The sequence below is a fragment of the Anaeromyxobacter sp. PSR-1 genome (assembly GCF_000964525.1).
Lineage (GTDB): Bacteria > Myxococcota > Myxococcia > Myxococcales > Anaeromyxobacteraceae > Anaeromyxobacter.
Map to the genome: position 1 here is coordinate 1 of NZ_BAZG01000208.1, position 7,337 is coordinate 7,337.

At 76.2% G+C, this 7,337-nt stretch carries 5 protein-coding genes; 2 read left to right on the forward strand and 3 right to left on the reverse strand.

Translation table 11 applies throughout. The annotated features are described in order from the left end of the window. A partial coding sequence (locus PSR1_RS20245) for a 4'-phosphopantetheinyl transferase superfamily protein (RefSeq protein WP_059439205.1) occupies positions 1 to 621 on the forward strand: 621 nt, incomplete at its 5' end. Here the strand turns inward: PSR1_RS20245 and PSR1_RS20250 are convergent. Beyond that, the gene (locus tag PSR1_RS20250) at positions 608 to 2,263 is read right to left on the reverse strand and encodes a methyl-accepting chemotaxis protein (RefSeq protein ID WP_059439206.1); all 1,656 of its coding nucleotides are present in this window, start codon (positions 2,261 to 2,263) and stop codon (positions 608 to 610) included. The two genes, PSR1_RS20245 and PSR1_RS20250, sit on opposite strands and share 14 nt — an antisense overlap. A gap of 536 nt (positions 2,264 to 2,799) precedes the next feature. Between PSR1_RS20250 and PSR1_RS20255 the strand changes: the two genes are divergently transcribed. Beyond that, positions 2,800 to 4,032: an OmpP1/FadL family transporter gene (locus PSR1_RS20255; protein WP_059439207.1), complete on the forward strand. Its 1,233-nt coding sequence runs from the start codon at positions 2,800 to 2,802 to the stop codon at positions 4,030 to 4,032. A gap of 52 nt (positions 4,033 to 4,084) precedes the next feature. On the opposite strand, the gene PSR1_RS20260 is transcribed toward PSR1_RS20255, so the two are convergent. Then, positions 4,085 to 5,611: an MBL fold metallo-hydrolase gene (locus PSR1_RS20260; protein WP_059439208.1), complete on the reverse strand. Its 1,527-nt coding sequence runs from the start codon at positions 5,609 to 5,611 to the stop codon at positions 4,085 to 4,087. A gap of 23 nt (positions 5,612 to 5,634) precedes the next feature. Then, a partial coding sequence (locus PSR1_RS24090; protein WP_202813233.1) for a hypothetical protein occupies positions 5,635 to 7,337 on the reverse strand: 1,703 nt, incomplete at its 5' end.

Consider the following 7,337-nt stretch of genomic DNA (forward strand, 5'->3'; position numbering starts at 1 on the left):
CCGGCGGCCACCGCGCGGCGCCGGCTCGAGTTCGCGGCCGGGCGCGCGGCGGCCCGGGCCGCGGTGGGCCGGCTGCTGCGGGATCCGGGCGCGTGCGCGGCGGTGCTGCGCGACGCGTCGGCCGGGACGGCGCAGCCGGTGGCGCTCGACGCCCGCGGCGCGCGCCTCCCCGCGTACGTCTCCATCACGCACACCGAGGGCGTCGCCGCGGCGGCGGCGTTCGGCGCGCCGGTGGGGGTGGACCTGGTGCGGGTGGAGGCGCTCGACGGCGCGTTCCACCGCGAGGCGTTCTGGCCGGAGGAGCTGCGCGCCTTCGAGCGGGCGCTGGGCGAGCCCCGGCCCGGCTTCGCCGCCTGCGCCGCGTTCGGCGCGAAGGAGGCGGTGGTGAAGTGGCTCGGGACCGGGCTCACCGTCCCGCTGCGCGCGGTGCGCCTCTCCCTCGGCCCGCCCGCGCCGCCGGAGCGGCTGGGCGGGCTGCGCGCGCGCCGGTTCGCGCTGGCGCTGGAGGGCCCGGTCCGCGCCGCGCTCCGCGCGTGGATCGGGGCGGCCGGGCCCTACCTGCTGGTGGCGGTGACCGCGGACGCGCCCGCCGAGCCCGCCGATCCGCTCAGAAGCGCCTGAACTCCTTCTCCAGCGCCCCGTCCGTCTTCCCGTTCACGCGGCCCGGCGCGCTCGGGGCAAGTGCGGCGGCGGCCGCGGGCGAGGGCTGCGCCAGCCGCGGGGCCGCCATGGGCGGGCGCGGCCGGGCCGGGGCGTGGGCCTCGCGGACCCGGAAGAACGCCACGAGCTGCTGGAGCGCCTCGGCCTGCGAGGACATCTCCTCGGCGGTGGACGACAGCTCCTCGGCGGCGGAGGCGTTCCGCTGCGTGACCTGGTCCACCACGCCCATGGCCTTGGTGACCTGGCGGACGCCGGTGGACTGCTCGCGCGACGCGGCCGCCACCTCCTGCACCAGGTCGGAGGTCTTGCGGATCGCCGGCACCAGCTCGGCGATGAGCGCGCCGGAGCGCTCCGCGACCTCCACCGACGAGCCGGCCAGCGCGCCGATCTCCCCGGCCGACTTCTGCGCCCGCTCCGCCAGCTTGCGGACCTCGGTGGCCACCACCGCGAAGCCGCGGCCGTGCTCGCCGGCGCGCGCCGCCTCGATGGCCGCGTTCAGCGCGAGCAGGTTGGTCTGGTAGGCGATCTCCTCGATGATCGAGATCTTCTCGGCGATGGTGCGCATCGCCTCCACGCTGCGCTTCACCGCCTCGCCGCTCTCCTGCGCGTTCCGGGCGCCCTCCAGCGCCATCGTCTCGGTCTGGCGGCTGTTCTCGGCGTTCTGGGTGATCGACGCGCTCATCTCCTCGAGCGAGGAGGTGGTCTCCTCCACCGACGCGGCCTGCTCGCCGGTGCCCTGCGAGACGTTCTGCGCCGTGGCGGAGAGCTGCTGGGACGCGGAGGTGAGCGCGTCGGTGCTGCCGCGCACCTCGCCGATCACCTCGGCCAGCTTCTCGGTCATGGCCTGCATCGCCTGCTCGAGCTGGCCGATCTCGTCGCGACCGGTCACCTCGACCTCCTCGCGCAGGTCGCCGCGCGCGATGCGCTCGGCGTGGACCACCGTGGCGCGCAGCGGGACGGTGATGCTGCGGGTGAGCGTCACGCTCGCGAGGATCACGAGCGTGCCCGCGAGCGTGAGCCCCGCGTAGATCCAGAGCCGCACCACGGCCGCGTCGGCCTGGGCGGCCGCGGCGGCCTCGCGCACGCGCTCGGTCTCGAGCCCGGCCAGGCGCTGCCAGGCGCCCTGGAGGTCCGCGCGCGCCGCGATCACCTGCTGCAGGTCGGTCGCGCGCACCGGGTCGTCGGGCTGGCCCAGCGTGCGCCGGGCGCGCGCGGCCGCGTCGCGGAGCCGGGCGCCGGCGGCCTCCGCCTGGCCCACCAGCGCGCGCTCCTCCGCGTCGAGCGGCATGGCCGCGAGCGCGCGCGCCGCGGCGGCGTCCTCGTCGAGGAGCCGGTCGAGCTGCGAGAGCGGCGGCGCGCGGTGCGCGTCGTCGGGGGCCGCGATCGCCTGCGCGAGCAGCCCGCCGGCGTCGCCGGTGGCGAGCGCGGCGCGCTGGGCCAGGACGTCGCGGTCGAGCGCAGCGGCCGAGACCTCGGCGACGCGGTCGGTCACCCGGGCGAGCGCGTAGAGCAGCGCGACCGCCACGAAGACCGCGATGATCATGTACAGGCTGAAGCTCGCCGTGAGCCGCGTGGCGATCTTCGCGTTGCGAAGTGTCGACATCTGACGTTCTCCCACCCTCTGCGCCGCGCCCTCGCGGCGTCGCCGGACGAACTCGGACCGACGGTCCAGGTGACGCACGGTGCAATCGGCGCGCCCCCGGACCGAGGGACGCGGCGTGCCCGCGCGGAAGGCAGCCCGCCCGCGCGCCGCTTGACCCCGGTCACCGGTCCAGTGGCCCAGCCGGCGCCGCTGCGCGCAGGGGAGGTCGGGCGGGCCATGGCCCCGTGACGAGCGGTGCGTGCTGCGCCGCGCGGAGACGACCTCTCGGCACATCGGATCATCCCGATTTCGGGGGTCTCGCTCGTTGACCCTGGGTCCGCGGCGCCGTCACCCGGAAGCCGGAGAGTCCCAGCCGACCCGAAACACCCCCGGTGACGGTCGTTTACGCTCGGTGAGGCGTACCCTCCGCGAAGGCCGGACCGGCCCGGGGCAAGGTCACGGTGACCCGGAGTGCAGACCCTGCGGTCCCTCCAGGAGGGTCGGCACGTTCCCCGCAGGGGCGGCCCCGGGGTTCGACCAACCAGGGAGAGTCAACGATGACCGGCAACAGGTGGATCGTCGCCGCGGCGCTCGCGCTGTGGGCGTCGCAGGCAGGGGCGGTGAACGGGATGCGCATGATCGGCTTCGGGCCGGTGCAGAGCGCGATGGGCGGCGCGTCGGTGGGCCTCCCGCTCGACGCGGCCACCGTGATCACCAACCCGGCGGGCCTGTCGCTGCTGGACGGCCGGGTGGACTTCGGGATCACCGTCCTCGACGCCGACGTGCGCTACCGCGCGGTCGGGGCCGCCTCGGGGCAGGAGCAGACCTCGTCGCGCCGCCCGACGCTCATCCCGGGCTTCGGCCTGGTGGTCCCGCTCGGCGATCGGATCACGTTCGGCCTGGGCGGCTACGGCATCGCCGGGCTCGGCGTGGACTACCCGCAGGACCTGCTGGGCGGCAGGCTGTACACGTCCTACTCGCAGCTCCGGCTCGCGCCCGGCGTGTCCTACGAGGTGACGCCCCAGCTCTCGCTCGGCGTCACCGCGAACATCATGTACGCGACGCTCGAGTACTCCGCCGGCGGCGGGCTCGGGCTGCAGCCGCGCGACGGCGCCATCTCCTACGGCGGCGGCTTCACGGTCGGCGCCGCGTGGCGGCCCGTCGAGTGGCTCACCGCCGGCCTCGCCTACGAGAGCCGCGGCTGGTTCCAGGACTTCCAGTACGAGGTCCCGGCGCACACCATCGTGGTGGACCCGGCCACCGGCGCGACCGCGAACGTCGGGCCGGGCGTCGAGAAGCTCGAGCTGGATCAGCCCGACCTGCTGACCTTCGGCGTGGGCGTGCGGCCGGTGGCGGGGCTCGCCGTCGCCGCCGACGTGCAGTGGATCCGCTGGTCGCAGACGAACGGCCGCAACCAGCCGCGCCTCCAGACCGACCCGGCGCTCACCGGCGGCATGCAGCTCGACCTCGACTGGTCGGACCAGTGGGTGCTGAAGGTCGGCGCCGAGTACGCCGCGGCGAGCTGGCTGAAGCTCCGCGCCGGCTACGACTACGGCAAGAGCCCGCTGAACGCCGACCGCGCGCTCGAGAACCTGGCCTTCCCGGCGGTCCTCGAGCACCACGTCACCGCGGGCGTGGGCCTCGACCTCGGCCGCACCTCGGTGCACGTGGGTGGGACCTACGCGCCCGAGGGCAAGCAGACCGGCTCGAACCTCGCGCAGGGGATCGCCGCGTACGAGACCACGTTCACCGCGTGGACGCTCGACGTGGGCGTGTCGCACCGGTTCTAGTGGCCGGTGATCGGGCCGGGGGCGCGGCGGCACGGGCCGCCCCCCCGGTCCGTCACGCGTGCGCGCGCGCCCGCGGCGTGGCCCGCTCGCGGGCGGCGGCGGGCGCCTCCAGCGGCAGCGTCGTCTCCACGTGCAGCCGCTCCACCGAGACGCCGGCCAGCGCCAGCGCGGCCTGCTCGGCGTCCTTGTCCGACTTGAGCACGCGGCCGCGCGTCTTCTCCCTCAGCGCCGCGAACAGCGTGCGGGCCGGCATGGGCCACTCGCGCCGGCGCGCCACGCCCTCGTCGAGCGGGATGAAGGCGGTGAGGTTGCGGCCGGACATCAGCTCCAGCCCGGGGCGCGAGGTCGCGTTGTGGCTGGCGTGGTGGCCGACCTTGTAGAACGTGACGCGCCGGAGCAGGTCCTCGCCGGTCACCGTGCGGCGGCGCCCGTGCTCGTCCACCGCGAACGTCACCTCCGGCCAGCTCAGCCAGCTCCCGAGCTGCGCGTCGCCGGGGAACAGCAGCACCTCGTCCCCGGCCTCGATCGCGAGCACGAGGCTGGTGTTGTTGGTCGCGTTGTCGAGCTGGAGCGCCAGCTCCGCCGCGGCCCCCAGCGTCGCCTCGTCGATGCGGCGCCACGGCTCGGCCTCGTACGCGGCCGCCACGCCGCCCAGGGCGCCCGCCCGCTCGAGCGGCACCCCGAGCGCCGCGTCGAAGGGCTGCACCGGCCCGCCCGCCGCCGGCCCCCCGGGCGCGCCCGGCAGCTCGACGCCCAGCACCGCGGCGAGCTCGTACAGGTCCGGCGAGCCGTGGCTGCCCAGCTGCCGGATGGCGGCCTCGTCGCGCGGCGGGCCGAGGACGTAGACGCGCACGCCCGGGGCCCAGGCCGGCTCCAGCACGTCGCCCGGCGACAGGTACCGCGGGCCGCGCCGCGCGAGCCCGAGCGCCGAGCGCATCATCGCGTCGATGGTCTTCTTCAGGCCGCCGCCCTTCGCGGCGGCCCCGAGCGACGCGCCGCGCTCGTCCGGCAGGAAGCCGTTGAACGCCATGAGATCGCGCACGCCGGCCTGGAGCACGCCCAGCAGCCCGTCGCGGGGCGCGGCGTCGAGCGCCGACGCGGCCTGCGCCGCGGCGGTGAACAGGTCGCCCCGGTAGCGCTGGAGCGCGCGCGCCAGCGGATCGGTCGGATCCTCGGTCCAGGCCACCCAGGCCTCGCCGGCGGTGACGCCGGCGTCGGCCAGCGCCGGGAAGCCGGAGAGGTGGTCGGCGTGCTCGTGCGTCGCCACCACCGCGGCGAGCCGGCCGCCGGTCACCTCGGCGAGGTCCCGCACCACCTCCTTCATCGGGACGCCGTCCCCCCGCCCCACCGTGCCGATGTCCACGAGCACATGGGCCTCGTCGGCCGTGTCCGGCTGGAACGTGAGCAGGAAGCAGTCGCCCAGGCCGGGCCGGTACATGCGCACCCGCACCCGCGGCGCGCCGTCCTCGCGCCCGCCGCGGTGCGCGGGGCGCTCCACCGCCTCGTTGCGCACGGCGCGCCCGCCGTCCGCGCGGCGCCCGCCGCCCTTCGCCGCCGTCGCCTTCCGGTTCGCTCGCATGGCCTCTCCTCGCCCGGCCCGGGCTAGCTGCGGTGGATGGCGGCGAACGGCTCCACCCCGGTCTTCAGGGCCCGCGCGCCGAAGTAGGTGTCCCAGGCCGAGCCGGTGGCGCGGCTCTGGCCGAACGCGACCTGGCGCTCCAGGCGCGAGGCGCTGCGGAGCGACTTGCGGATGACCCAGCGGAGCGCCGCGCCCTCGCCGTCGCCCTCGCGGAGCGCCACCACCACCGTGGCGCCGCCCTCGAAGCGCACCGGCCCGAGGTCCGGTCGCGCCGCGCTGCGCGCGTCGTCGCGGTGCTGCAGCAGCTCCACGATGCACTGCGGGACGTGCTGGCCGTCCGGCCCGATGCGCTCGGCGAACCGGGCCGAGTGCACCTGGAACGTGGGCGCCGCCTCGAGGTCGAGCCCGAGCAGGAGCGCGTCGTCGGAGTCGGGCGGCTGCGCGGCCAGCACCGCCTTCAGCCGGTCGTGCAGCACCGCGCGGAGCGCGCGGGCGCGGTGGAACAGCACCTCCCGCGAGCTCGCGTCGAGGTGGCTGCGCGCGTGCGGGCGCAGCGCCGCGAACGCCTCGACCAGCGCGGGCGAGGGGCCCACCCCGCGCTCGGAGACCGGACCGCGCCAGAGCAGCGCGTCCTCCGAGAGCGTGCGCACGTCGCGCGGGTAGATGGCGCGCCGCCGGAACGCCTCGACGAACGCCAGCCGGTAGCCCAGGTCGTCGTCCGGCACGAGGTCGCGGTCGGCGGTGACGAGCGCGCGCAGGTACTCGCCGAACGTGAGGTCCACCGGCGGGCAGTAGTCGAGCGCGCGGATGCACATCCGCAGCACCTGGTCGGCGGTGCGGGCGGCTTCCTCGGCCAGGCGGTTCACCAGGTCCGGGTGGAGGTCGCCCTCCGGCAGCACCCCCGAGCCGCCGGTGGCGATGCGGACCAGGTCGCGGGTGCGCCGCTCGTAGATGGACAGGAACGCGTCGAACACCGCCGACACGAGGATCGCGCCGCGCGCGTGAGGCTCGCGCGCCTGCTCGTACTCGGCCGGATCCGGGACGTGCGGGGCCCACACGCCGGTGACCGGGTCGCGCCGCCCGATGTAGTCGCGCAGCGCCGCGCGCGTGCCCATGGCGCGCCCGAACTCGGTGGCCAGGGCACCGAGCAGGTTGGCCTGCGTGCGCAGCGCGCCGCGCGTGCGGGCCACCTGGTCGCGCACGATCTCCGGGAACGTGAAGTGCTGCAGCAGCGCCACCACGTCGGCGAACGCCTCGTGGAACGCCTGCATGTCGAGGTTGGTGGGCCGGTTGAACCGGCGGTGCATGCCGTCGAGCAGCGCGTGGGCGGTCTCGTGCGCGGCGATGTCCTGCGACAGCGCCGTGAACACGAAGCTGCCGGGCAGGTGATCGCCGGGGTCCTCGTCGGAGGCGCGGAAGTAGCCGAACAGGAGCGCCTTGCGCGCCGGGCTGTAGTAGGCGTTCGCCTCGCGGAGCGCGTGCGGGTAGATGCGCAGGCGCGGCACGTAGGTGGAGTCGTCCTGCGGGCGCTCCGGCAGCTCGCGCGGCGACCAGAGCGCCTTGCGGCCCAGCGCCTTCTCGAACCGGTCGATGGTCAGGCTCGCCACCGCGTAGGCCATCTGCTGGTGGAACTGCGGCGTGCCCTCCGACGGCGCCAGCCCCTGCTGCGCGAGGAGGTGCGGGTGGTCGAGGTCCACCGGCGCGTAGAAGCGCTGGCTGGTGGGAT